The organism is Sphingobacterium micropteri (genome assembly GCF_014692515.1).
In the GTDB taxonomy this organism is placed as follows: Bacteria; Bacteroidota; Bacteroidia; order Sphingobacteriales; family Sphingobacteriaceae; genus Sphingobacterium; species Sphingobacterium micropteri.
On the sequence record NZ_JACOIK010000002.1, the window covers coordinates 111,028 to 133,599 of the forward strand.

16 protein-coding genes are annotated in these 22,572 nt (G+C 44.9%); 15 read left to right on the forward strand and 1 reads right to left on the reverse strand.

The annotated features are described in order from the left end of the window. Window positions 1-11 precede the first annotated feature (11 nt). The 4 genes from H8B06_RS03075 to H8B06_RS03090 are packed head-to-tail and all read left to right on the forward strand — an operon-like array spanning window position 12 to window position 6,888. The gene (locus tag H8B06_RS03075) at window positions 12-2,981 is read left to right on the forward strand and encodes a SusC/RagA family TonB-linked outer membrane protein (RefSeq protein ID WP_223857447.1); all 2,970 of its coding nucleotides are present in this window, start codon (window positions 12-14) and stop codon (window positions 2,979-2,981) included. A 1-nt stretch (window position 2,982) separates the two neighbouring features. Next, the gene (locus H8B06_RS03080) at window positions 2,983-4,512 is read left to right on the forward strand and encodes a RagB/SusD family nutrient uptake outer membrane protein (protein ID WP_223857448.1); all 1,530 of its coding nucleotides are present in this window, start codon (window positions 2,983-2,985) and stop codon (window positions 4,510-4,512) included. An 18-nt stretch (window positions 4,513-4,530) separates the two neighbouring features. Beyond that, window positions 4,531-5,730, forward strand: a complete 1,200-nt coding sequence (locus H8B06_RS03085) for a sialidase family protein (RefSeq protein WP_190992813.1) — start codon at window positions 4,531-4,533, stop codon at window positions 5,728-5,730. An 18-nt stretch (window positions 5,731-5,748) separates the two neighbouring features. Then, on the forward strand, window positions 5,749-6,888 hold the full coding sequence (locus H8B06_RS03090) for a cellulase family glycosylhydrolase (RefSeq protein WP_190992814.1): 1,140 nt from the start codon (window positions 5,749-5,751) through the stop codon (window positions 6,886-6,888). Window positions 6,889-6,940: 52 nt separating this feature from the next. Here H8B06_RS03090 and H8B06_RS03095 read toward each other — a convergent pair whose 3' ends face one another. Further along, window positions 6,941-8,128 carry a PepSY-associated TM helix domain-containing protein gene (locus H8B06_RS03095; RefSeq protein ID WP_190992815.1) on the reverse strand — a complete coding sequence of 396 codons (1,188 nt, stop codon included), beginning with the start codon at window positions 8,126-8,128 and terminating at the stop codon, window positions 6,941-6,943. A gap of 131 nt (window positions 8,129-8,259) precedes the next feature. Here H8B06_RS03095 and H8B06_RS03100 point away from each other — a divergent pair, with 131 nt between their 5' ends. The 11 genes from H8B06_RS03100 to H8B06_RS03150 all read left to right on the forward strand — a co-directional run bounded on the left by H8B06_RS03100 (window position 8,260) and on the right by H8B06_RS03150 (window position 22,566). Next, the gene (locus H8B06_RS03100) at window positions 8,260-10,431 is read left to right on the forward strand and encodes a TonB-dependent receptor plug domain-containing protein (protein ID WP_190992816.1); all 2,172 of its coding nucleotides are present in this window, start codon (window positions 8,260-8,262) and stop codon (window positions 10,429-10,431) included. A gap of 12 nt (window positions 10,432-10,443) precedes the next feature. Beyond that, window positions 10,444-11,685, forward strand: coding sequence for a DUF4374 domain-containing protein (locus H8B06_RS03105; RefSeq protein ID WP_190992817.1), 1,242 nt, complete (start codon window positions 10,444-10,446; stop codon window positions 11,683-11,685). A gap of 213 nt (window positions 11,686-11,898) precedes the next feature. Further along, the gene (locus H8B06_RS03110; protein WP_190992819.1) at window positions 11,899-13,572 is read left to right on the forward strand and encodes a tetratricopeptide repeat protein; all 1,674 of its coding nucleotides are present in this window, start codon (window positions 11,899-11,901) and stop codon (window positions 13,570-13,572) included. Window positions 13,573-13,637: 65 nt separating this feature from the next. After that, the gene (locus H8B06_RS03115; RefSeq protein ID WP_190992820.1) at window positions 13,638-14,162 is read left to right on the forward strand and encodes a winged helix-turn-helix domain-containing protein; all 525 of its coding nucleotides are present in this window, start codon (window positions 13,638-13,640) and stop codon (window positions 14,160-14,162) included. Window positions 14,163-14,240: 78 nt separating this feature from the next. Beyond that, on the forward strand, window positions 14,241-14,717 hold the full coding sequence (locus H8B06_RS03120) for an adenylyltransferase/cytidyltransferase family protein (RefSeq protein WP_190992821.1): 477 nt from the start codon (window positions 14,241-14,243) through the stop codon (window positions 14,715-14,717). 3 nt (window positions 14,718-14,720) lie between these two features. After that, entirely contained in the window at window positions 14,721-16,103 is a 1,383-nt protein-coding gene (locus tag H8B06_RS03125; protein ID WP_190992822.1) for a nucleotide sugar dehydrogenase, read from the forward strand. A gap of 19 nt (window positions 16,104-16,122) precedes the next feature. Further along, on the forward strand, window positions 16,123-17,505 hold the full coding sequence (locus H8B06_RS03130) for a nucleotide sugar dehydrogenase (protein ID WP_190992823.1): 1,383 nt from the start codon (window positions 16,123-16,125) through the stop codon (window positions 17,503-17,505). 394 nt (window positions 17,506-17,899) lie between these two features. After that, entirely contained in the window at window positions 17,900-18,895 is a 996-nt protein-coding gene (locus H8B06_RS03135) for a mannose-1-phosphate guanylyltransferase (protein WP_190992825.1), read from the forward strand. 18 nt (window positions 18,896-18,913) lie between these two features. Beyond that, window positions 18,914-19,864: a GDP-L-fucose synthase family protein gene (locus H8B06_RS03140; protein ID WP_190993063.1), complete on the forward strand. Its 951-nt coding sequence runs from the start codon at window positions 18,914-18,916 to the stop codon at window positions 19,862-19,864. Window positions 19,865-19,901: 37 nt separating this feature from the next. Beyond that, window positions 19,902-20,981 (forward strand): GDP-mannose 4,6-dehydratase, encoded by a 1,080-nt coding sequence (gene gmd / locus H8B06_RS03145; protein WP_190992827.1) that lies wholly within the window; start codon window positions 19,902-19,904, stop codon window positions 20,979-20,981. Window positions 20,982-21,105: 124 nt separating this feature from the next. Continuing rightward, window positions 21,106-22,566, forward strand: a complete 1,461-nt coding sequence (locus H8B06_RS03150) for a lipopolysaccharide biosynthesis protein (protein ID WP_190992828.1) — start codon at window positions 21,106-21,108, stop codon at window positions 22,564-22,566. The last annotated feature ends 6 nt before the right edge of the window (window positions 22,567-22,572 follow it).

Consider the following 22,572-nt stretch of genomic DNA (forward strand, 5'->3'; position numbering starts at 1 on the left):
TTTATAGTCACATGAACAAGATCATTATTGTTTTTATCGTATGTATGCATGTGTTTGCCTTACATGCACAGATTACAGGAACCGTCTGGGATAAAGACGGGCCATTAAAAGGTGTTGCCGTTACGGTGAAAGGTAGCAGCACGGCTGCACAAAGTGACCAGGACGGTCATTTTCGTATTGCTGCCGACCCGGCTGCCGCACCGGTGTTGGTATTTTCGCATATCGGCTACCTGACCCAATCGGTTACCGTATCTGGCACACAACCGCTGCAGGTGATCCTGCAGGTGGCGAGTACGGATCTGGATGAGGTGGTCGTTGTCGGTTATGGTACCCAACGTAAACAGGACCTCACCGGCGCGGTGTCGGTCGTGAACGTCGCCGATGTACAGAAAAGGCAGGCCACGACGGTTGCGGAATCCCTGCAAGGCTTAGCCACCGGTATCCGGGTACGCGGAGGCGGACGTCCCGGTTCGGAAGCACAGATCCAGATCCGGGGACTGAAAAATTTCTCGGGCACACCACCTTTATACGTGGTCGATGGATTGATTACGACGGCCAACCGAGATTTCAATCCGAGCGACATCGAATCCATCCAAATCCTGAAAGATGCATCTGCTGCAGCGATCTACGGCTCGCGGGCAGCAAATGGGGTGATTATCATCACGACCAAACAAGGACAGAAAGGGCCGGCGCAGATCGAAGTCTCGGCGAAATCTACCCTGCAAACGACCCCGCGGTATAATCTGGCAAAGACCGAGGAATTTGCCCGGTTAAACTACATGGCTTATGACAACGCCAATGTGCCCCGGCAAGATCTAGATATGACGGTAGATACCGACTGGCAGGATGCGGCTTTCCGTACCGGAAAAGTGCAGGAGTATTCGATGAGCTTCTCGGGCGGCAGCGATGGTGGGAACTATTTCATCTCCGGCGGTTATTTCGACAATCAGGGTGCGGTTATCAGTACCGATTTTAACCGATATAATTTTCGGGTAAATACGGTCAGTAGAAAGGGTATCTTCACCATCGGTAAAAACTTAGCCATCAGCAGTGTCAAAACCGATGAAATGTCGGGCAACCCGTATATTGATGTGCTCCGCTTATTACCAACGATTCCGGTCTATAATCCAGACAATCCAGGGGGCTATGGTTACGGTGATGAACGCCGCGCGCGCACCTTCGGGTCAAACCCGGTCGCTATTGCCGATCTGGATGATCGAACGAATGCGAACCTCCGTATCCGTGGTAACCTCTTTTCGGAATTGCAGTTGCTGCCTTCGTTAAAATATCGCTTCAACCTGGGGTATGAAACCAGCCGCGACCATCACACTTACTTAAGAAAGGCGGGCAGCTGGACATTAAACCAACCCCTAGACCCATCACAATACCATGAGAATAGAGCCGAATCGTCGACGATCCTTGTCGAAAACACGCTTTCTTTTGAAAAGGAATTTAATGCACATCGGCTGAACGTATTGGCAGGGCAATCCTATCAGCGGGACCGCTATGCGCAAATGTGGGGAACCAAACGCAATATGTTGGAAAATCCGTCTGGCGGTTATTACACGGTGCTTGATCAAGGGAACGAACCCCAAACGGGCGGATTTGCCAACCGGACAGATATCATCTCCTATTTCGGGCGGTTTGAATACAATTACGCCGATAAATACTTGGTGAATGGTATTATCCGTACCGATGGTGCTTCCCGCTTTGGGAACAATTATAAGTTCGGCACGTTCCCTTCTATTTCCGGAGCGTGGCGGATCAGTCAGGAAGATTTTTTCCAGGCTTCCTGGATCAACGATCTGAAGGTGCGGGCGAATTACGGAACCTTGGGTAGCAGCAACATTGGCCCGTACGATTATATCCCGGTCGTCAATACCTTCCCCACGATCGCCATGGGCCCCGGCCAGGTGACTTTGCCGGGCGCAACACAAGTTCGGCTGGCCAATCATGATCTTCGTTGGGAAACGCTCGTACAACAAAACTATGGTTTCGACGCGACGTTCTTAAACAACCGGATTAACGTCAGTGCCGAATATTTTATTTCCAAAACTAAGGATGTGCTGCTTCAATATCCGTTGTTACTGTCAACCGGAAATGACGGGGGTAATCCTTTCACGAACGGGGCTACGCTTGGCAATCGGGGCGTGGAGCTGTCGGCCACCTACCAAGAGAATACCAAACCTTTTCAATACAGTGTGACCGCCAATATCACCACGTTGCGGAATCGGGTCATTGATCTGGGCTATGGACAAAACCGAACATTCTCGGGGAATACCGTTACCGAGAAAGGCCAGCCGATCGGGATGTGGTATGTGCTCGAAACCGACGGCATATTCCAGAATATTGAGGAGATCAACAGCTATCAGAATGCGGAGGGCAGGGTGATCCAGCCGAATGCACAGCCGGGCGATATCCGTTTCAAAGATCATAATGGCGACGGTACGATCACCAATGCCGATAAAACCATTGTAGGCGACGCGTGGGCAGATTATGAGATGGGCTTAAATATGAACGCTTCCTATAAGCAATTCTCTTTCAGCATGGATTGGTTTGGATCGTTCGGGGCGATGGTGTTTAACGGCCCGCGCAGCGTAATGGATATGTTCTCCGACAATACGAACTATCGTGCCGGTATACAACCTTGGACACCAGAAAATCCGAATACCGACGTACCACGTGCCTATTATGCGAGTACGATCAATGCGCGGGGGGATACCGACCGCTGGTTGGAAGATGGCAGCTTTGTCCGTTTAAAATATATCGGTGTTAGCTATCGCCTGCCGAGCAGCTTATTGGACAAGATTTATTTCAGCGAAGCACAGGTGACCCTATCTGGACAGAACTTACTCACGTTTACCAAATACACGGGGCTTGATCCAGAGTTCAATAACAGCAATATTTTCCAGAAAGGACACGATTTCGGGGTATTCCCGAATCTGAGAACGGTTTCATTAGGTGTACAATTTAGATTTTAAAATGATGAAAAAGAGCATATTTATTCTCCTGATAACAGTATCTTGTTTGCTTTCGTGTGATAAAAGCTTACTTGATCAAGACAATCCCAATACCCTCACCGAATCGCAATTCTGGGCAACAGAATCCGATGCGCAGCGTGGCGTAAATGCCATTTACCATATGTTTTATCAGCCGGGTACCTGGTCGCGGTGGATCTATTTCCGCTTGGACCTCACCTCGGATGAAGGCTTTAGCAAAAGCCCTTGGATAGAACTGGCCGACTGGACGCGGTTTCAATATGTCAATTACAATTTTCTGGAGGGAAATGTCATCACCTATAAGGATACGTATAAAGCGATATTCCGGTGTAACCAGGTGTTGACCCATGTACCCACGATTGAATTTGCGGACGAAAACAAGAAAGCACAGCTGCTGGCCGAAGCGAAATTCCTCCGCGGATTTTACTATTATTACGCTGCGTTGCTGTGGGAAAACTTCCCAATCGTGACGACCTTGCAAAGTCCGACCGATATGCCGGAGGCCAGCACCTTGGCGGATGTCTGGGCGCTGGTAGAGACCGACCTGTCAGAAGCCGCCCAAGCCTTACCGCTGCAGTGGAATGGAAATGACATCGGTCGGCCGACCAAAGGCGCTGCACTAGCCCTATTGGGAAAAACCTATATGCAGCAGCATAAATGGAACGAAGCGAAATCGGCTTTAGATTATTTTTTCACCGGCGAGGGAACGCCTTATTATGATCTGGTGGCGTATCAAGACAACTTCCGTGCGGAAAATGAAAATAATAAGGAGTCTGTTTTTGAAATTCAGTTCTCCGACGCGAATAAAACCGCGGAGGGCGATATCCCGAGCTCGACGATGAGCACGAACCGTGCGCAGTTTTTTGCACCCCGCTCGATCGGCTGGTCGGACGGACAGGCGCGCTATTGGCTGGTGACCGAATTCAAGAAGGAAAAAACCGTGGACGGGGAAATCGATCCACGTTTACGCTACTCCTTGTTTTATCCCGGCTTAGAGGCAGATTTTGGGGATAAGGTGTACGGCAGAAGCTGGCAATGGGATGCCGATGAAGCGTGGTTTCGGAAATATGCGCGGGATTATAAACAAAATCACGACGATTACTTCAACGAGGTCAATAACCGGGTGATCCGTTTTGCGGATGTATTGCTGTTATACGCCGAAGTTTTAAATGAACTTAACCAAACCGCCAGTGCCTATCCGTATGTAGATCGGGTAAGGGCGCGTGTCAACCTCGCCCCTTTAGCGACAGCACACCCCACCATTGGAAACGATAAAGACCGCTTCCGGGAACGGCTGAAAATGGAGCGCGCCTTGGAGCTATGTGGCGAGAGCGTCCGCTGGGCAGATTTAAAACGATGGGGGGATCTGGAAACGCAGGCGGGTATAAACCGTGTGGCGGAACGGGATCCCGATTTCAACAACTTTGTGTTGGATAAACACATACGTCTGCCTTTACCGGAGATAGAAGTCGCTAATAACCCTAATCTTACAACGAACAATCCGCATTATTAACATTTTTTAGATATCGCTATGACTTATTGCACTTTATTCAGACGTCTCGTCCAACATACGTTTATGTTTCTTTCTTTGGTGGCCTGCGGGAAAGACAACCCACCTACGGTGGAGCCGCCGCCGGACCAGCCGGATCAGGAGGAGGTTTATATTCAGTGGGACCAACAAACACGCCGGAAAGTTTCCTCCGGCCCGAATACCCGGTATGCGGGCTATGCCCGGATTATCCAGCTGCCGGACCAATCCTTACTTGGAATTTATGAAGCCGATGGCAGTGTCGTAGCCGTGAAAAGCAGTGATCTGGGCAATAGTTGGTCGGAACCGGTGGTGGTTGCGGCTCGTGGGGAGGGCACCAATATGTGCGTGCCGGACTTATTGTTGTTAAATGACGGGAAAACCTTACTCGCGCTGTATAACGGTCGGCCTTTTGCGATTTCCCCTGAACGGAAATTCGATATACGGATCAAGAAAAGTATAGATGCTGGACAAAGCTGGGCCGACGAAAAGGTGTTATATGAGGCGGGGCATCAGTTCGAAAATGGCTGCTGGGAACCGGCAGCTATTCAACTGCCTAACGGTGAAATACAGCTGTTTTTTGCCAACGAAGGCCCTTATACGCAATCTAACGAGCAAAATATTTCCATGATTCGCTCGCAGGATAATGGTGCAACCTGGACAGCGGATCCGACGATCGTGAGTTTCCGCCCCGGCAGAAGGGATGGCATGCCTGTTCCTGTATTGCTGAACAACGGGAAGGATATCGTGGTCGCGATAGAGGATAATGCGATTCAAACCTTCAAGCCGTATATTTTGCGCAATAGCCTGGAGGAGAACTGGGCGACGACGATCGGTGCAGAAAGCCCGAACCGGAGCTATGCCTTATTACAACCTGTGGCAAATGAAGTTTATGCCGGAGCACCTTATATCCGGCAATTAAGCACCGGGGAGACGATCTTGGCTTACCAAGGTACCGAAGGCCGTACCCACGACATGAATTTTGCCGATATGAAAGTCGTGATTGGCGATGATCAGGCGAAAAACTTTACCAGCAAATCCGTGCCGTTTTCGATTCCGGGCAACAAATCCTGCCTATGGAATAGTATAACGGTGCTCAGCGATAACACGATCATCGCGGTAACCAGTACCAATGCATACGGAACGGGTGATACGGAGGTGTGGATGGTTAAGGGAAAACTTATCAACAATACAAATAAATAGCACTATTAAATGACAATCATGCAGAAAAACAGGATTTTTTTTATGGCCGTATTGCTGAGTATACTGCTGAACAGTTGTACGGAAACGCAAAAAAAAGCAACGGAGCCAGACCGGGTAGTCTGGACAAAAGAACAGGCGAATGCTTGGTATAAGGATCAGGAATGGCTGGTTGGGGCTAATTTTACACCAAGTAACGCCATTAACCAGCTGGAGATGTGGCAAAAAGAGACGTACGACTCGGTCACCATTGACCGGGAATTGGGTTGGGCGGAAGCGCTGGGCATGAACACGGTACGGGTTTATCTGCACGATGCGCTGTACGAACAGGACTCTGTGGGTTTTCTTAACCGGATCGATCATTTTCTAGGCTTGGCGGACCGGCATAACATCAAAACACTGTTGGTTATTTTTGATTCGTGCTGGGATCCGTTCTTTGCCTTGGGCGAGCAGCGGGAACCGACGCCTTTTAAGCATAATCCGGGCTGGGTACAGAGCCCCGGACAGTTGGCTTTAAAGGATTCCACGCAATATCCGCGATTGGAGCGTTATGTGAAAGGTGTTATCAAGCGGTTTGCAAACGACTCCCGGGTTTTAGGTTGGGATATCTGGAATGAGCCGGATAATATGACGGGACCTTCGTACGAAAAAGTGGAGACACCGGATAAGGTTGATCTCGTGCTTCCTTTGCTGGAAAAGTCTTTTGCCTGGGCAAGATCGGCTAATCCGTCGCAGCCGATTACCTCGGGTGTATGGATGGGCGATTGGTCTTCGGAGGAAAAGATGAAGCCGATCGAGAAATTGCAGGTCAAGGAATCGGATATCATCACGTTTCATAATTACGACAGTCCGGCAGAATTCGAGGAACGGATCCAATGGTTGCAACGTTACGAAAAGCCGATGCTCTGTACAGAGTATATGGCCCGCCCGAATGGTAGTACCTTCGCCGGATTTTTGCCTATTGCCAAAAAATATAACGTGGGTATGATCAACTGGGGTTTTGTAGACGGGAAGACGCAGACGAAATTTCCGTGGGATTCGTGGACCAAAACCTACACGGCAGACCCGCCGGTATGGTTCCATGACATCCTGCGAAACGACGGCAGTCCGTATGACCCCGCCGAGACGGAACTTATCAAAGCCTTAACAGGCGCAAAATAAGATATTGGATTGACCAGGTCGCAAGTGAGGCGACCTGGTTTTGCATTTTCTCCTACTTAGCCAATCTAGTTTTCTTTTTTCTCTTATTCCACCAAACTAAAAATCCCGTGATAGGAAGACTGGCGCAGATCAAACTGATTAGAAAAGCAAAAACCTTACCCGGCAGACCACCGATAGAGCCTACATGAATATCATAATTCATCATCGAAAGCTGATCGGCAAAAGACGCCTCGCGGAATTTACTACCATCCATTTCCAATGGCGCTAAGGTATAGCGGTCGTAGAAATATTCGCTATGGTCATACCACTGGCCTATGAGGTGGTAAACGGTAATGTCTATTGGGTCATCGTCATCTGCGGGGTAGGGCGTCATGTACATCCCGTTGATATCGTCCGCTGTTTCCAGTGTTTTGTACCAAGCTTTATCCAATGGGCTTAAGGCATCCTTCCAAAGCAGATCTTTATTCGAAGGGTCGGAATGAGGGTGATGGTGTCCTTGTTTAATATCACCTCCCGAAAAGACGAAGTACACCGCTTTATCAACCCATGCAAAGCTCCACACCAATCCGGTTATCGCAAGAACGAACGCAAAAATTAAACTATAAAATCCCAAAACATTGTGTAGATCATAATTAACCCGCTTAAAACTACCCTTTAGCTTGATCTTGAAACTCTTATCCCTATTGGCTTTACTCCATCTTTTCGGCCACCACATCACGATGCCCGTTACCAATAACACCACAAAAACCAACGTCGCTATACCTACGATAGGCTTTCCGATTTCGGAAGGTAGCCATAAGGCCTGATGTCCGTCTAAGATAAAATTAAAGAAATTAAATTCGTCGCCTCCGCGCGGTGTTTGTTTCTTGATAAACTCACCCGTATAGGGGTTCATAAAGACAACGGAAAATGTCGCCTTTCCATCTGTCATTCCGATATATCCTGCAGCCGCGGCTTCTCCTCGATGACCATAGGTGAGTCCAGTTGGCCGCTGTCCAGGCATATATACCGCCGCTGTGTCTAATAAACGACTCGGTGGCACAAACTGTTCGGCCTGCTGTTCCACGAATCGCCAAGGTTCCATCATATCTTTTATTTCTTGCTGAAAGGCATAGAAACAGCCTGTGATACTAATAATAAATACGATAATACCCGAAACGAGCCCTAACCAAAGATGTAACCAGTCATTTATCTTACGGAATAAAGCCTTTTTTTCTTTTTTTCTTTTGTTTTCGCGCATAGTATACAATTGAATCGCATTTTTTTCAGCTACGATCTATTTTTGTTTAAATTGAGTCTAAATAATATTTATATTTGCCGACAAATATACTAACTCCTTTACGGATAGGTAGAAATATGATAGCAAAAAAGATGACTCTATATACCAAAAGTGCACGAGTTCTGATATTACTAAGCTTTATTTGTTTAGTCTACCCCCGCTTAGGGCTGGCACAAGATACCACCAAAACGGTATCGCAGCAAAAGCAAATAGACGAAGTACACGTCCTAAAAAAAACCGAAGCCCGTGCAACAAAGGAAGAACCATTCAATGTCAATGTTATTGAAACAAAGCGTTATTTTAATTCGACGTTAGACCTTAACCAGCTGCTTACCCGGACCACCGGTATCCGTGTTCGGGAAGATGGTGGGCTAGGGTCCAGTTTCAATTTTTCGTTAAATGGTTTTAGTGGCAAATCGCTCAAATTCTTCCTGGATGGTATTCCGATGGATAACTTCGGCTCGTCCCTTTCGTTGAATAATTTCCCGGCGAGTATGGCCGAACGCGTCGAAGTGTACAAAGGCGTCGTTCCCATATCGTTAGGTGCCGATGCCTTGGGCGGCGCAATCAATATCATTACCCGGAGCAATGCCAACTACATGGATGCCTCCTATAGTGTAGGGTCTTTTAACACGCATAAAGCCGGCTTGAACGGCGCTTATACCGATACCCAAACAGGATTATCCTTCCGGTTTAACGGCTTCTATAACTATTCGGACAATAATTATAAAGTAAACGTCGAGCCTATCCGAGATCGGGTGAAGCTTCCCGAGCAGGAAGTGGAGCGGTTCCATGATGGGTATAGTTCGCTGGGCGGACAAGTGGAGTTTGGCGTGCGCGACAGAACATTCGCCGACCAACTTTTCATTGGCTTATTGGCGGCACAAAATGATAAAGATGTACAGACCGGTGTTACGATGGAACAGGTCTTTGGTGCCATGACCAGGGAAAGTACTTCTATTATCCCTACCGTTAAATACAAAAAGGATAATGTATTTATCCAAGGTCTTGACTTCAATCTCTACGGAGCTTATAACATGACCAGAAACGGATTTGTTGACACGGTTGGGCTCACGTATAACTGGCTGCAGGAAACAACACCCCGGAGTGGTGGAGCTGAGGGCAGCAGAACACAACTAAAACAACGCGATAACGAGGGCTTACTCAGTGCAAATCTGGCGTATGCCCTACATCCCGACCATTCGTTGGCACTGAACTACGTGCTGACGGATTTCCATAGGAAATCGAGTGATGTGGAGCAACCAAACAATGTTACGCTTAAAATGCCGCAACGTCTGCGTAAACAAATCCTGGGCTTAGGATTGGATAGCCGTTTCGGGCCGTTACGCACGAATATATTTACAAAATATTATGGTTTACATGCCGAATCATTTGAAAATGTAAACGTCGAAAATACCTCCAACTATATCGAGACTAGCAGCAGCCAGAATAATTTGGGTTACGGTGTCGCCGGGACGTATTTTTTTCTACCACGTTTACAAGCAAAAGCGTCTTATGAGCATACTTACCGTTTGCCCGAACCTACCGAACTTTTGGGAGACGGGCTCTTCACGATACGCAATGAAAAACTGAAGCCCGAAAAAAGTGATAATATCAACCTCGGTGGATTGTATGCATTTACTGTTCATAAAAATCATAACGTTCAGGCAGAAGCGAATTTTATCTACCGCAACTCCAAAGACTATATCCGGTTGGAGCAGGCGCGCAACCAGCCAACTAACCGTAAGTTTATCAACGTAGGCGATGTCAAGACCACCGGGATAGAAGGTGAGATCCGTTACAGTTGGAAAAACCTGCTCTACAGCAGCATCAACCTCAGTTACCAGAACATTATTGACAAAACAGAATTCATCTACACCGAAACATTAAGCGGTAATTTGGTGACTCCAAACCTCAACTATGGATACAAAGTCCCCAATATCCCGTATCTGTTTGGTAACGTCGATTTAGGACTGCGCTTACAAGATTTGGGTGGAAAGGGACGCGTAGCCAACATCCAATACCTCCTAAATTTTATTGAGAAGTATTATCTCACGCCAGAACAACTTGGTGCCAATAATCCCGATATGATACCACGTCAGTTCGCCCATAGTGTCATGGCAGACTATGCTATTGCAGGAGGCAAATACAATATCGCGGTCGAATGTCATAACCTGACGGATAGCCGGCTTTTTGATAATTACAGAATGCAAAAACCGGGACGTTCCTTTATGTTAAAAATCAGATATTTTATACATAATTAATTCAAAATAGATATGAAAACAATCAAGCAATACACAAAGAAAGCATTGGTACTTGCACTGCTATTTTCCGCAGCAGCCTGTACCAAAGATGATAATTCCGGACCCGACGAAAAGAACGAACCACTCATAGAAGGTACAGAAACATTTGTGCTTGGTGTGGGCGTTACAGATGCCGAAAACAACTCGACAAATTATATCGTACACACGAAGGATTTACTGAGCGGAAAAATTTCATTGCTGAATAACGGTATTCTGCAAGAAGGTTACCGTGAGTATTTCACTATCGGCAACCAATTTTACGCCATTGGCGGGTTAGGTGTCAATAATGTAGACGCCTACTATATCGATACCGATAGCCGCTTAAAGGCGAAAAGAGGCATGGTTTTCCAAAATGGCAGTGATGGTTACATCAGTGCGGATAATGGCAATACGCTTCTAGGTGTAAATTTAGCAACGGATGATAGCTTCAACGGCAATGTAGAGTTTACGACGGTAGACGTTGCAGGGTATAAAGTAAACAAAGTAGCGACGGTACCCGCCAAAGACGTATACAAACCAGCAGACGATAGCCACGGTTGGAAAAATAGTGGTATTGTGATCAGGGGAAACCAGGCATTCCAGACGATTTTCCCAATGGGGGCAGACTGGGCAACGCCTAAAGTCGATGAGGTCATGGTTGCGGTATACAGTTATCCTGATTTCCAGTTTCAGAAATTGATAACCGATACACGTACAGGCCCTGCGGGCGCACCTTTGACACGTTCAGGTATCTTCCTGACCGAATCAGGCGATATGTATACCTTGTTTCATGCTGGTTATGGTTTCGATCATAAAACGACGTTGAAAGATCCAGCAATCTTAAAAATAAAGGCGGGAACAGAAGAGTTTGATAAAGATTATCACTTTAAAACAACCGGTATTCCAAATGGTGGAAAATTGATTAAAGCAACCTATGTCGGCAACAATAAATTACTCGCACAGATCTATACAAAAGAAACTACCAGCCAATGGGATCAGACAGATCTAAAATACGTGATCGTTGACTTGGTTGAGGAGACTATCACAGCCGTAGCAAACTCTCCTATATATACTTACTCAGAAGAGGCGTTTGTTGTTGGGGATAAAGCATATTTACCCGCGAAGGTAGGAGCTTCCCTAAATGTTTACGAAGTTGACATCCCGACAGCCACGGCTAAAAAAGGTGTCGAGATAGAAGCAACTTACATCAAAGGCATCGGTAAGCTTAGCAAGTAAAGATCATAAAAAATCATAAAATAGCCAGTGCACCATGAAAATGGGCACTGGCTTTTCTTTTTATGTGGTTTGTTCTGCTTTATTGCCGGCTGGCTGGAGCGGAAAAGGTCGAATTTTAAGCTATGCTGAACGCATCTTTTCCTTTTTTGCTTTCCGTGTTTCTTTCGAAAAGTAGGTGATATTTTCTATCTTGCGGGAATTACTACCTTTGGAATGCAACGAGTACGATTAACGCTTTTAGGGCTATTAACAATGGCCTTTACGACCTGTGGACAGCCGAATCACGAAACGCTATTTACGGAAATTAACAGTGTATTGAATAGGAATGGTTCCTTGTCGGCAATAACCGCTCGCAATACCCTTGAAGAGGCGATATTAGCGGTCATGCTAAAAGTAGAAGAAACCAAGGAAAGGGCAAAGGATCACACCATCGTCGATCCCAAGATAGCATTGGCTTTTGAGAAAGCCGATTCCTTAGCGTCCACCTTAAATGTGCCCGGACTATCCATCTGGACAAATACCCAGATCGGTTTCTATTACTACAGTATGTCGTATTTACAGGAAGCATTTCCTTACTTCCTAAAATCATCGCAAGCCATGTCCAGCACAGCACCTGCTACGCTGATTGATCCGTCCGACTGCTACACCAAAAACGGCTATTTTTTTGGAAATATCGGCGATCATTTACGCGCTATTGCGTATCTTAACCGAGCGTTGTTGCTTGCGGATTCGTCTGCATTTGCGCAGTTACATTTTGCTATAGGAGGGGAGTATAGTGCTTTGGAAGAATATGACAAGGCAGAAGAGCATTACCTTACCGCCAAGGAACTCGCTCAAGATATCGATCCGGTTCGTTACGCAAAAGTATTGGGGGAGCTGGCCTTTTTGGCCATGCGTTCTGCTGATTTTCCATCGGCGGAAGCGCTATTGCTGGAAGATATCCATCTTTCACGGTTACACCATGCAAACCGAAATTTAATGTTCGCGCAAATCCGGCTTGCGCATCTGTATGTGGACACCCAACAGTGGGAGGCTGCGCAGGCGTTGTTGGCAGAAGCGGATGCCTATACACGGAACAAGGCTAACCTCAGTGGCTTCTACGAAGACGTGTTGCAGCTCAAATTAGCTGTTGCCCATGCCCTTCACGATACCGTTGCGCAACTGGAGCTCTATCCGAAATTACAGGACGTCCGAAACCGATTAAAAAATACCGATGGCGAAAATGCCGTGATGAAAGTCAACCTTGCCCTGCAACGTTCCAGGGCTGAGCGGGATTCCCTCGTGCATGCTGCCAAGCTGCAGCGGTCAAAGATGAATGTGTTTGCCTTAACGGGCGCATGCCTGTTATTATTGGTCATGGCTTTCCTGCTGTTTCGGAGTAAAAAACAGGCGCTCAAGCTGCAGCATGTCAAGTTCGAACGTAGCTTATTCCGTTTCCAGTTGGACAAACTGAAATCCGAAAAGAAATACGAGGATGCCCAACAGACTATACAGGCCTATCTCACCTTTCTGAAAGAGCGAAATACAGCGATTGCGGAATTGAGAGGCGAGGTCGCCGAACTGAGCAGATCGAATTCAGCGGAAGTAATAGAAAGAAAGGAAAGGTTGGAGCAGCTATTGGATGAACATCTGATGACGGAGGAAAATTGGCAACGTTTTAAGACCACGTTTATAAAGGAGTATGGCCCGTTTTACGCCAAAATCACCGCAACGCTACCACATCTTACCGAATCACAACTGCGTATTGTCCTGCTGCAAAAGCTCGGTCTCAATAATTACGGCATGGCGAATTTATTAGGGGTGGGGCAAGAGTCGATCAAAAAGGCTAAGCAGCGTCTGCGAAAAAGATATGGAAACCAGTATGACCAAGTGTTCGTAGAAGCTTAACAAAATAATAACTTGCATTTTAGCAAATCATCGAGTACCTTTGTTGCTCAATAAAGGAAAAGCGTATGCTAGGTGCATTGATCACTTCCAAAACAAGATTAAAACTACTGATCAAATTTTTTGTATCGGCAGGTAACACGGGTTATCTACGGGGCATTGCCGAAGAATTTGATGAATCCACCAACGCCATCCGCAAAGAACTAAATCAATTAACGGAGGCGGGTTTTTTAGAGCGGCAGCAGGAACAGAAGAAGGTGTTGTACCGGGCGAATATCGACCATCCGCTATTTAACCCTGTTCAGCGTTTAGTACATTCTTTTCTGGGTGTAGACAAGGTGGTCGACCATGTGATGGAGCGTGCCGGCGATGTGCAGGAAGTGATGCTGGTGGGCGCTTATGCCAAAGGGCAGGAATCCGATCAGCTGGAAGTCGTAGTATCTGGCGAAAACCTTAATAAAGATTATTTACAGAACCTCTCCGAGAAAACCGGGAAATTAATCAACAAGGAAATCAGGATAAACTTCGAAAAACCCAGCAGTGGAGCGTATATCGTGGTTTATCAGAAAGGGCGGGAAAATCGAGTTAATTAACACTTGGCACTTTTATTGCTTATAGGGGGCAAAGTCTACCGGGGCAAAAAACATTGAACAGCAGATAAGAATAACATTATGGAAAAAAAAGTTGTTAAAAAAAGAGAAGATTATAATCCAGGCCCTCGCGTTGGGATTACGTTTTCCACTTTTGATCTATTGCACGCCGGGCACATTATGATGTTGGCCGAGGCAAAGCGCCAATGCGATTATTTGATTTGCGGTCTGCAGATGGATCCGACGCTAGATCGTCCCGAGAAAAATGCACCTACACAGACGGTCGTAGAGCGTTACATCCAATTACGTGGCTGTGAATATGTAGATGAAATTGTCCCTTACTCCACCGAACAGGATCTGGAAGACATTCTGCGTTCTTTTAAACTGGATGTACGTATTGTGGGTGACGAGTACAAAGACAAGAATTTTACGGGACGTAAATATTGTGAAGAAAAGGGTATCGAGCTTTACTTCAACAGCCGGGACCATCGTTTTTCTAGCTCTGGGTTGCGCAAGATTGTGTACGACAAAGAGAACGAAAAAAACGGAAAGAAATAAAGCATGAAAAAGGTTGCCGTCATTGGTCAAGGTTATGTGGGATTGCCCCTGGCAATCGAGTTTGCGCATCATTTTCCGGTGGTTGGTTTCGATATCAATGAAGAGCGTGTGCGCGAGTTGACGGATGGAATCGATCGAACCCAGGAGGCTGATATCGAAAAACTAAAAGCGGCTTTGATAGGCAACCCGATCCTAGAAACCTCGACTTTAGATGGGGCTTCGGTTCAACAATTTACGGATGCCCGGTATGACGAAACGCAACTTAACAGTGTCCAGGAATCGGTGGGACTATCCTTTTCTAGCAATATAACCGATATTCAAGACGCACAAATTTTTATTGTTACCGTTCCAACGCCTATTGACCAACTTAATACCCCTGATCTCCGTCCATTAAGAAAAGCTTCGGAAATGTTGGGCAGGGTCATTAAGCACGGTGATATCGTGATCTATGAGTCCACGGTCTATCCCGGCTGCACGGAAGAAGAATGCGTGCCTGTTTTAGAAAAGACTTCCGGCTTAGTGTTCAACCGTGATTTCTTCGTCGGTTATTCGCCAGAGCGTATCAATCCGGGCGATAAAATCAATACCTTAACGACGATTACCAAAGTGACCTCGGGTTCTACACCGGAGATTGCGGAGGAAATAGACCGGCTGTATAAGACCATTATTACGGCGGGCACTTATAAAGCGCCGAGCATTAAAGTAGCGGAAGCATCGAAGGCGATCGAGAATGCCCAACGGGATGTAAACATTTCGTTTGTAAACGAGCTGGCGCTTATTTTTGACCGGATGGGCATTGACACCCATGATGTATTGGAAGCTGCTGGCACGAAATTTAATTTTCTAACATATAAACCGGGGTTAGTGGGCGGACACTGTATCTCGGTCGACCCCTATTACCTCACGCATAAAGCGAAGCAACTGGGCTATTACCCTGATGTGATTTTATCTGGAAGGCGCGTCAATAATTCGATCCCTGCGTTTATTGCTTCCAAAGTGGTGAAGCTGATGGTAGCGAAAGATATCAGTATCCGTGGGGCGAAAGCACTTATTCTAGGCATAACTTTCAAAGAGAATTGCCCGGATATCCGAAATACCAAGGTGGTGGAAATCTACCGGGAACTTAAAGAATACGGTGTGGAGGTTGAGATATATGATCCTTGGGCAAATGCGGAAGAAGTATATAATGAATATGGCCTTCTGCTTAAAGAAGAAGGCGTGTCGGACGATTCCGAAACACCGATTGCAAAATATGAAGCTATTATCCTGGCGACAGCACATCAAGCCTTTTTAACAATTAATATTAATCAACTCAAAAAAGAAAAAAGTGTCGTGTTTGACGCAAAAAGTATGTTGCCCCGAGCGTGGGTAGACGCAAGACTTTAACCTTAACTGTACGCATAAAATGAAAGAGATAAAGAAAATCACCTGTATCGGAGCGGGCTACGTCGGGGGGCCGACGATGTCGGTCATTGCACAGAAGAATCCGGATGTGGAAGTTACGGTCGTTGACCTGAACCATGCGCGTATTGCCGCGTGGAACGACGAAGACTTGGATAATCTTCCGGTATACGAGCCTGGCCTGGATGCCGTTGTTGGGGAAGCACGCGGCCGCAACCTGTTTTTCTCTACTGATGTAGATAAGGCGATCAGTGAAGCCGATATGATCTTTATCTCGGTGAACACCCCGACCAAGACCTATGGTAAAGGTAAAGGACAGGCAGCTGACCTTAAATTTATCGAGCTGTGCGCCCGTCAGATTGCTGCAGTGGCTAAAAATGATAAGATTGTTGTAGAGAAGTCCACGCTTCCGGTGCGTACGGCCGAAGCATTGAAAAATATTTTGGAAAACACGGGTAATGGTGTGAATTTCCATATCCTTTCGAACCCGGAATTTTTAGCAGAGGGCACGGCTGTTACCGACCTGCACAACCCGGACCGTGTACTGATCGGCGGGGAGGATGCGGAAGCGATCGAAGCTTTGGTAAATGTTTACGCAGCCTGGGTTCCACGGGAACGTATCCTGACGACGAACCTATGGTCATCGGAGCTGTCGAAACTGGTTGCGAATGCTTTCCTGGCGCAGCGTGTCTCCTCGATCAATGCGATCTCGGAACTGTGTGAGGTTACGGGTGCGAACGTGGACGAGGTGGCGCGTGCCATCGGTCAGGATTCCCGTATCGGGGGTAAGTTCCTGAAAGCTTCGGTTGGCTTTGGGGGTTCCTGTTTCCAGAAGGATATCCTGAACCTGGTTTATATTGCGCGGACATACAACCTACATGAAGTAGCGGACTACTGGGAACAGGTTATCATCATGAACGACCACCAGAAGACGCGTTTTGCGGAGAAGATCATCCAGACGATGTACAACACGGTGAACGGCAAGCATATTGCATTCCTTGGCTGGGCATTCAAGAAGGACACGAACGATACGCGTGAATCTGCGGCGATCTACGTCGCGGACCACCTGCTGGACGAAGAGGCGCAGGTGGTGGTATATGATCCAAAGGTATCTGCCGAACAGATCTACAAGGATCTGGATTACCTGGGCACCCGTTCACCAGAGGATAACCGTCGCTTAGTGAAAGTGGTAGACAACGCTTACGAGGCCCTGGATGGTGCACATGCTGCAGCCATCCTGACCGAGTGGGATGAATTCAAGGGCTACGACTGGGCGAAGGTCAAGGAGGGTATGAAGAAGCCTTCGTTTGTATTCGACGGCCGGAAGCTGTTGGACAGAAACGAGCTGAACCGCTTGGGATTCGCATATTATGCCATTGGTGAATAATATATAAATGGGAAACTATGAAATATAAAAAAGTACTCGCTACAGGAGTCGTCGGTTTTATCGGCTTCTATTTATTAAGTAACGCCCTTGTAGCTAAAGAAGCAGCCGTTGTATCAAGTATTTAATATTGGGAACGGTTCGCCGGTTTCGTTGATGGGGTTTATCGAGACATTGGAACAGAACTTCGGTAATGGCTGAAAAAATATGATGCCTATGCAACCCGGAGATGTGCCGCGCATGTGGCAGATACGGCGCATTTAAACCAGTTGGGCTATCAGAGCACAACATCGATTCAAGAGGGGGTGAAACAATTTGTGAAGGTATAGGGGATATTCTATGAATTCCCTCAAACCTGAATAAGTAAAAAAAGAATTCCAGAGGATTATAATAGAATATGAAAATAGTACATGTATTATTAACAGGAGGCGTCGGTAGTCGTCTATGGCCATTGTCAAGGAAGCAATCACCAAAGCAATATCTACCTCTTTTTGATGGACAATCGTTGTTTGAGATGACTGTGCAGCGTAATCAACAGGTGGCCGATCAGGTGGTTGTCGTAGGAAATAAAGATAATACCCATTTGAGTCATAAAGCAATGATCAATTGTGGTCTTCCATATAAGAATATTGTAGAAGCTACACCACGTAATACTGCCGCAGCCATTGCATTTGCGGCTTTCGCTGTCGAACCGGAGGATATCCTTATTGTGACGCCTTCCGATCATATGATCGCTGGCGATCAAGAATATCGTGACGCGATCGAAAGCGGAATTGCAAAAGCAAAGGAGGGACATATTGTGACCTTTGGTATTTATCCCACTAGACCGGAAACGGGTTATGGTTATATAGAATATTATGGAGACGCAGTCAAGTCGTTTCGAGAAAAACCAAATCAAGATACTGCCGAAGATTTTATTGAAAAAGGTAATTTTTTATGGAATTCGGGTATGTTTTGTTTTCAGGCTTCTGTCTTCTTAGAAGAGCTCGAACAATATGAACCGGAGGTATTTGAAAAAGCTAAAGTTGTATGGGAAAATGCAAATGATGGTTTTTTGGATGAACAGTTGTCATTAGATATTCCATCTATTTCGGTAGATTATGCGGTAATGGAGCGCTCAAAAAAAATTAGAGTGATACCAACAACCTTTGAATGGTCAGATTTAGGGTCGTTTGAGGCCTTATATGATTATTTTATTACAAATGGATATCCAAAAGATGAGAATGGCAATATTGTGATTGGAACAGAGGTGTTCACAGGGTTTGTTGGTCTCAAGCAAACGATTTTTGTTCATACGAAAGATGCATTTTTGGTTGTTCAGAAAGAAAAATCACAGGATGTGAAGAAAATCTATAATATGTTAGAGAAGCACCAATCGAAATTATTAGACTAGAAAGGCTTGAATTCTAAAATGAATAAGGAAGCAAAGATATATATAGCAGGCCATCGAGGTATGGTCGGCTCGGCAATTTGGCGTATTCTGGAAAAAGAGGGATATACTAATGTTATCGGTCGGACGAGTAAAGAGTTGGATTTGCGTAGTCAGGTTGATGTGAATAAATTCTTTGAAGCAGAAAAGCCAGATGTCGTCATTGACGCTGCTGCTCGGGTAGGAGGAATTCTTGCTAATAATGATTTTCCATATCAATTTTTGATGGAGAATATGCAAATTCAAAATAATTTGATTGATGCTGCTTTACAACACGGAGTAGAAAAATTAATTTTTCTTGGCTCTTCCTGCATTTATCCAAAGTTTGCTCCACAACCGTTAAAAGAGGATTATCTGTTGACAGATAGTCTAGAGCCGACAAATGAATGGTATGCTATGGCCAAGATAACAGGTGTTAAAGCTTGTCAGGCGATACGTAAGCAATTCGGTAAAGATTTTGTGAGCCTGATGCCAACAAACCTTTACGGTACACATGATAATTTTGATTTGAATACGTCACATGTATTACCGGCAATGATTCGTAAATTCCATGAAGCCAAGCAAGATAATCATGCGCCCGTGATTTTATGGGGATCTGGTACGCCGATGCGGGAATTTCTTTTTGTAGATGACATGGCGAGTTCGGTTATCTTTGCTTTGGAAAACATTCTGCCAGAGCACCTCTATAATGTAGGTACAGGTGAAGATTTGACTATTAAAGAACTAGCAGAACTGATCCAAAAGACGGTTGGCCATCAAGGAGAAATTATTTGGGATAGTTCCAAGCCCGATGGCACGCCACGTAAACTAATGGATATATCTAAAATGCACGAATTAGGATGGAAGCATCAAGTCGAGTTAGCAGAGGGGATACAACGCACTTATGAGTGGTTTTTAGAAAATGAAGGAAAATATAAAGAAGTGAAGCTTTAAAGCACGTCGCGAATCACGAATCACAAATTACGAAAATATGAAAACAGCGCTTATAACAGGAATAACAGGCCAGGACGGATCATATCTGGCAGAACTACTATTGGAAAAAGGGTATATGGTACATGGTATTAAAAGAAGAGCTTCTTCCTTTAATACACACCGAATCGATCACTTGTATGTTGACCAGCACGAAGCGCATGTCAATTTTAAATTGCACTATGGAGATCTAACTGATTCAACGAACATCATCCGTATTATCCAGGAAGTTCAGCCGGATGAAATCTATAATCTTGGAGCCATGTCACATGTTAAGGTATCCTTTGACTCACCGGAATACGTTGCCAATGTGGACGGTATAGGTACTTTGCGTATTTTGGAGGCGGTTCGCATTTTAGGATTGGAGAAAAAAACGAGAATATACCAAGCTTCTACTTCTGAATTATATGGCGGTCTTGCAGAAAATAAAAATGAGCGAGGTTTTTATGATGAAAACTCTCCTTTCTATCCGCGTTCTCCTTATGGTGTGGCCAAGATATACGGCTTCTGGATTACAAAAAACTACCGCGAGGCTTATGATGTATATGCTTGTAACGGGATTTTGTTTAACCACGAATCTCCACGCCGTGGCGAGACATTTGTAACACGCAAAATCACTATGGCGACAGCAGCGATAGCATTGGGTAAGCAGGATTGCCTATATTTAGGAAACCTCAATGCACAGCGTGACTGGGGGCATGCCAAAGATTATGTAGAGGCTATGTGGCGAATTTTGCAACAAGACACAGCAGAGGATTATGTGATTGCTACAGGTGTTACTACTACGGTACGGGATTTCGTACGGATGTCTTTTGCAGAGATCGGTGTTGAATTAGAGTTTGAAGGAGAAGAAGAAAATGAAATTGCAAAAGTAAAATCCTGCTCAAACCCGAGCTACCAACTAGAAATCGGTAAAGTTGTAGTGCGTGTTGACCCGCAATATTATCGCCCGACTGAAGTGGACCTGTTAATTGGCGATCCGACCAAATCGAAAACTAAATTAGGCTGGAAACCCCAATATGATCTGCGGACTCTGGTTAAAGAAATGGTTGCAGCAGATATTAATAAGTTACATATTTAGACTCCGCCCAAGATTTTGATAAAGAAGGCACAGCATTAATTGTCGACTTCAAGAAAGTAAGAATATGTCGGGAAAGACAATAGCGAGAAATACTATTTTTCTATATATCAGGATGCTGTTAACAATGGGGGTATCTTTATATACTTCTCGTGTTGTCCTTTCTTCTTTGGGTATTGAGGACTATGGTATTTATACTGTTGTAGGGGGAGTAGTGAGTTTGTTCAGTTTTTTAAATGCAGCAATGGTATCAGGAACACAACGATTTCTAGCTATAGATATAGGACAGCGAAATTGGGAAGGACTGAGAAAGACGTTTAACGCTACTTTATTAATTCACATAGCTATTGCAATTATTCTTCTGTTAATCGGAGAAACGTTGGGGGGATGGTTTGTTAATAACAAATTGAATATATCAATAAATCGTCAAAGTGCTGCAGGTTTGGCATTTCAGTTTTCTTTGTTAGCGGCATGTTTTTCTGTCATACAAGGCCCTTATAATGCACTTCTTATTGCCAGAGAAAAAATGGGGGTTTTTGCTGCATTTGGTGTGTTGGAGGTTATATTGAAGCTAGTAGTAGCCTATGCAATATCAATTTCGGAACAGGATAAATTGATTGTTTATTCTATTTTGATTTTTATTGTTACGTTTCTTATGGGACTTATGTATCAGCTTTATTGTTTCCGATATTTTAAAGAAAGCCGATTTAAAATTTACCATGACTTTTCTTTACTTCGAGATATCTTGGCGTTTTCTGGATGGAATTTGTTTGGTAATATTGCTGCGGTAGCTAAGGCCCAAGGTATAAATATTTTATTAAATGTTTTGTATGGAACAGCTCTTAATGCCGCTTACGGAATTATGTTGCAAGTGCAAAACGCTGTGTCTCTGTTTGTAACGAATTTTCAAACAGCTATTAACCCTCAAATTTTTAAGAATTATGCAAATCGAGATTTTGAAAGAATGCAACTACTCATGTTTCAGGGAGCTAGATATTCTTTTTTTCTCTTGGTCATTATAGTTTTTCCGTTAATTTATAATGTAGATTATATTCTGATGCTCTGGTTAAATGAGCCTCCTAAACTCGCGGGAGTCTTTATAACACTAACTCTTGTAAATTTATTAATTGAGACCATTTCTCGTCCGTTAATAACAGGTGCATTGGCTACAGGACAAATTAAATGGTATCAAATTGTAGTGGGGTCACTTTTATTTTTAAATCTACCGTTAAGTTATATATTATTTCTGGTGACGAATAACCCAGCAACATTTTTATATGTGGCTATATTTTTGTCTTTCATAACATTAATATTTCGCGTTTTGTTCTTGACAAAATTGATACATCTAAATGTTGGGATATTCTTAAATGAGGTAGGGTTACCAATTATTAAGGTTTCTTTCTTATGTCTAATATTTTACTTTGTATTACAAGCCGCAATAGGACCGTCAAACTCTTTCTTTGAGATGGTAACTATATCGACAGTGATCTTGATCTTTTTAACATTAATAATATATAGTGTCGGCGTAAAGAAAAGTGAAAGAAATTTAATTAAGTCAATTTTGTTGACAAAAATCTACAAGAGATAACGTTAT

What these genes read in the sequence shown, in the direction of transcription:
- H8B06_RS03095 (WP_190992815.1), bottom strand. Translation starts at nt 8,128, where the DNA reads ATGCGCGAAAACAAAAGAAAAAAAGAAAAAAAGGCTTTATTCCGTAAG.
- gmd (WP_190992827.1), top strand. Translation starts at nt 19,902, where the DNA reads ATGAAAACAGCGCTTATAACAGGAATAACAGGCCAGGACGGATCATAT.
- H8B06_RS03110 (WP_190992819.1), top strand. Translation starts at nt 11,899, where the DNA reads ATGCAACGAGTACGATTAACGCTTTTAGGGCTATTAACAATGGCCTTT.
- H8B06_RS03135 (WP_190992825.1), top strand. Translation starts at nt 17,900, where the DNA reads ATGAAAATAGTACATGTATTATTAACAGGAGGCGTCGGTAGTCGTCTA.
- H8B06_RS03115 (WP_190992820.1), top strand. Translation starts at nt 13,638, where the DNA reads ATGCTAGGTGCATTGATCACTTCCAAAACAAGATTAAAACTACTGATC.
- H8B06_RS03120 (WP_190992821.1), top strand. Translation starts at nt 14,241, where the DNA reads ATGGAAAAAAAAGTTGTTAAAAAAAGAGAAGATTATAATCCAGGCCCT.
- H8B06_RS03125 (WP_190992822.1), top strand. Translation starts at nt 14,721, where the DNA reads ATGAAAAAGGTTGCCGTCATTGGTCAAGGTTATGTGGGATTGCCCCTG.
- H8B06_RS03085 (WP_190992813.1), top strand. Translation starts at nt 4,531, where the DNA reads ATGACTTATTGCACTTTATTCAGACGTCTCGTCCAACATACGTTTATG.
- H8B06_RS03150 (WP_190992828.1), top strand. Translation starts at nt 21,106, where the DNA reads ATGGGGGTATCTTTATATACTTCTCGTGTTGTCCTTTCTTCTTTGGGT.
- H8B06_RS03140 (WP_190993063.1), top strand. Translation starts at nt 18,914, where the DNA reads ATGAATAAGGAAGCAAAGATATATATAGCAGGCCATCGAGGTATGGTC.
- H8B06_RS03130 (WP_190992823.1), top strand. Translation starts at nt 16,123, where the DNA reads ATGAAAGAGATAAAGAAAATCACCTGTATCGGAGCGGGCTACGTCGGG.
- H8B06_RS03100 (WP_190992816.1), top strand. Translation starts at nt 8,260, where the DNA reads ATGACTCTATATACCAAAAGTGCACGAGTTCTGATATTACTAAGCTTT.
- H8B06_RS03080 (WP_223857448.1), top strand. Translation starts at nt 2,983, where the DNA reads ATGATGAAAAAGAGCATATTTATTCTCCTGATAACAGTATCTTGTTTG.
- H8B06_RS03075 (WP_223857447.1), top strand. Translation starts at nt 12, where the DNA reads ATGAACAAGATCATTATTGTTTTTATCGTATGTATGCATGTGTTTGCC.
- H8B06_RS03105 (WP_190992817.1), top strand. Translation starts at nt 10,444, where the DNA reads ATGAAAACAATCAAGCAATACACAAAGAAAGCATTGGTACTTGCACTG.
- H8B06_RS03090 (WP_190992814.1), top strand. Translation starts at nt 5,749, where the DNA reads ATGCAGAAAAACAGGATTTTTTTTATGGCCGTATTGCTGAGTATACTG.